Source organism: bacterium (assembly GCA_023135785.1).
Classification (GTDB): Bacteria; CAIJMQ01; CAIJMQ01; order CAIJMQ01; family CAIJMQ01; genus CAZNJA01.
The window spans coordinates 1-2653 of the sequence record JAGLSL010000098.1 but is presented as its reverse complement, the minus strand read 5'-3'; the positions used below and the strand labels follow the sequence as shown (position 1 = coordinate 2653).

At 36.8% G+C, this 2653-nt stretch carries 3 protein-coding genes; all 3 read left to right on the top strand.

Annotated features, from left to right (window positions below; genetic code table 11):
* A partial coding sequence (locus KAS42_06485; protein ID MCK4905866.1) for a hypothetical protein occupies nt 1-317 on the top strand: 317 nt, incomplete at its 5' end.
* A 255-nt stretch (nt 318-572) separates the two neighbouring features.
* Nucleotides 573-1484 carry an acetyl-CoA carboxylase carboxyltransferase subunit beta gene (locus KAS42_06480; GenBank protein MCK4905865.1) on the top strand — a complete coding sequence of 304 codons (912 nt, stop codon included), beginning with the start codon at nt 573-575 and terminating at the stop codon, nt 1482-1484.
* Between the two features lie 8 nt (nt 1485-1492).
* Nucleotides 1493-2653, top strand: a 1161-nt coding sequence (locus KAS42_06475) for a hypothetical protein (GenBank protein MCK4905864.1), incomplete at its 3' end; no start/stop codon positions are given.

Below are 2653 nucleotides of genomic sequence, written 5' to 3'. Positions count from 1 at the left end.
TAGCGGCTTTGGGGAATAAAAAAGAACTTTTGCCGTTAATATCACTTGGATTTAAGCTCTTTGACTGCAAAAACCTGGAAGAAGCTGAGGATTTAATTAAAAATTTAAGCGCCCAAGGCTATGAGATGGTTATTATTGCCGAAAATATAGCCCAGACAAATCAGAAGTTGTTCTTAAAAATTATTAAAAGCTTCCCGCTTGCTATTTTAGTTTTACCTCAACCTGCCTCGCCTGCTCATCAAGGCGGGCATAAAACAAGAAGCAATTTCGCGAAAAATATGGTAAAAAAGATAATAAAAGAAGCAGTGGGCTTTTAACGCTAAAATTTTAGAATAAAATCGTCGGTATTTAATATTTTTGAAAAAGAAAATAAATGGTTGTCGTGTGCGGATGTTAGCTCAAGGTATTTGACAATAGCTTTCGTCCTTTAGTAAACTGCTTTGTCAAATAAGCAGAGAATGGAAAGTGGTCATATAAGGTTATTTTGTTCACAACGGGACAGGCAAGTATAGGGGAATCTTTTCTCTGCTCTCTTGCTACTCGTTGCTATCGGACGTAAGCGAGGGAATAATATGGCATGGAAGAGAAGCGTAGAATATATATTAAAACCTAAAAAGAGAAAAGGCATACCTGAAGGGCTTTGGTCAAAATGTCTTGCTTGCTCAAGAATTCTTTATACGGAGCAATTGATAAAAAACTTTAAGGTTTGTCCAAAATGTGGCTACCATTTTCGATTATCTGCAAAAGAAAGATTATCTCAATTATTAGAAGACGACACCTTTGAGGAATTGGATGCCAATCTTGAATCGGTTGACCCACTAAAGTTTGAAGACAGCAAAAAATATCCACAGAGAATTAAAGAAGCGCAAGAAAAGACAGGTCTAAAAGAAGCTGTCATCACGGGGGAGGGGGTAATAGGGACATATAAAGTGGCTGTCGGGTTTTTCGACTTCCCGTTTTTGGGTGGGAGTATGGCTTCTGTTGTCGGCGAAAAAATCTGTCGCTTAATAGAAGCGGCAGGAGAAAAGAAACTCCCATTGGTAATTGTTTCTGCATCCGGAGGCGCAAGAATGCAGGAAGGAATTTTATCTCTTATGCAAATGGCAAAAACGTCCGCAGCGCTTAGTTTTTATAGTAAAAAGGCATTACCCTATATCTCTGTTTTAACCGACCCTACTACGGGAGGTGTTTCTGCTTCTTTTGCTTTTTTAGCGGACATAATTATTGCCGAACAGGGAGCTTTAATCGGTTTTGCGGGCCCAAGAGTAATTGAACAAACCGTTAGACAAAAATTACCGGATAAGTTTCAAAAAGCGGAGTTTTTACTGGAACACGGAATGGTAGACATGGTGGTTCACAGAAAGAATTTAAAGCAGGTATTGCTCAAAATTTTTAAGTTGTTCTATATTAAATCTGTTAGTTCTACCCGCCAGGATCCGGTAGTAGGGATTGAACGAAAAAATTCTAATATAAATAAAGGTTAAAATCGCAAATGAAAAATAAAATCGTTAAAAAATCGCTTTTTTACAGCTCTGCTATTTTGATACTCGTACTATTGCTAACAATTTTTTCTTCTTTTCCAATGGCAGCCGAAAATTCAGATGAATTACCTTTTGTCTTGGAACAGGATAATCTTGAGACGGGAATTGAAAATTCATCCTCGCTTGCTCCTGCCCAGTCAGAGCGGGTTGGTTTGCCGGAAAAAGAAATTGTTCCCACAGTAAAAAGAATAGAAGTTTCGGGAAACAAAAGAATTTCCACAATGATAATTATTTCCAGGATACAGACAAGAGAAGAAGAAGTTCTTTCCGACAAAATCATATCTGAAGATATAAAGAATATTTATGCGCTTGGTTATTTTTCTAATATATCGGTTGCATCTACTCCTTTTGAGGGAGGCATTAAGGTTATATACACAGTTGTAGAGAAACCTTATGTGGAGAAAATTGAACTTACAGGAAATCGTGAGATTAAAGAGGAAGAAATAGAGAGAGTTATGGCTATTTCGGCTGGTGATATCTTTGGGGAAAAGAACTTAGACGAAGATATCAAAAGAATAATAGAATTATACGAAAAGAAGGGATACTATAAAACCCAGATTACGCCTGAGATAAAAACAAGGGAAGAAGAGAAAAGAGTTGATATTGTTCTTAATATTGAAGAAGGTCCAAGAACTCGGGTAAAAGAAATTAAAATATTGGGCAATAAAAATGTTCCAGAAAAGCAAATACGGGCGAGAATGGAAACGAAAACAGCCCAATTTTTTAGAAGAGGTATTTTTGGCAAAGAAGAGTTTGAGAGAGATATTGAAATGATAACTGCCGTTTGCCGGTCATTTGGTTATTTAGATGCGGAAATAGTAAATTATGATTTAAACTATACACATGAAGGCAGGCTTCTTTTTATTACCATAGAGATTGTCGAAGGAGAGCTTTATACGGTTAGGGAAGTCAATATTACGGGGAACACCCTGTTTGAAACCGAAGTATTATTAAATAAACTCCGTATTAAAGAAGGCGACCCATATAATCCATACAGCGTGCCGGAAGATATCGGAATCCTCAAAAATTTTTATGCGCAAAAGGGTTATATTGTTACGCAGATATGGGATGAACCATTCATAGATAAAGAGAAATTGGAAATTAGAACGACA

Excerpts from the sequence above, each read along its gene's own strand:
- KAS42_06480 (MCK4905865.1), top strand. The coding sequence starts at position 573 with ATGGCATGGAAGAGAAGCGTAGAATATATATTAAAACCTAAAAAGAGA.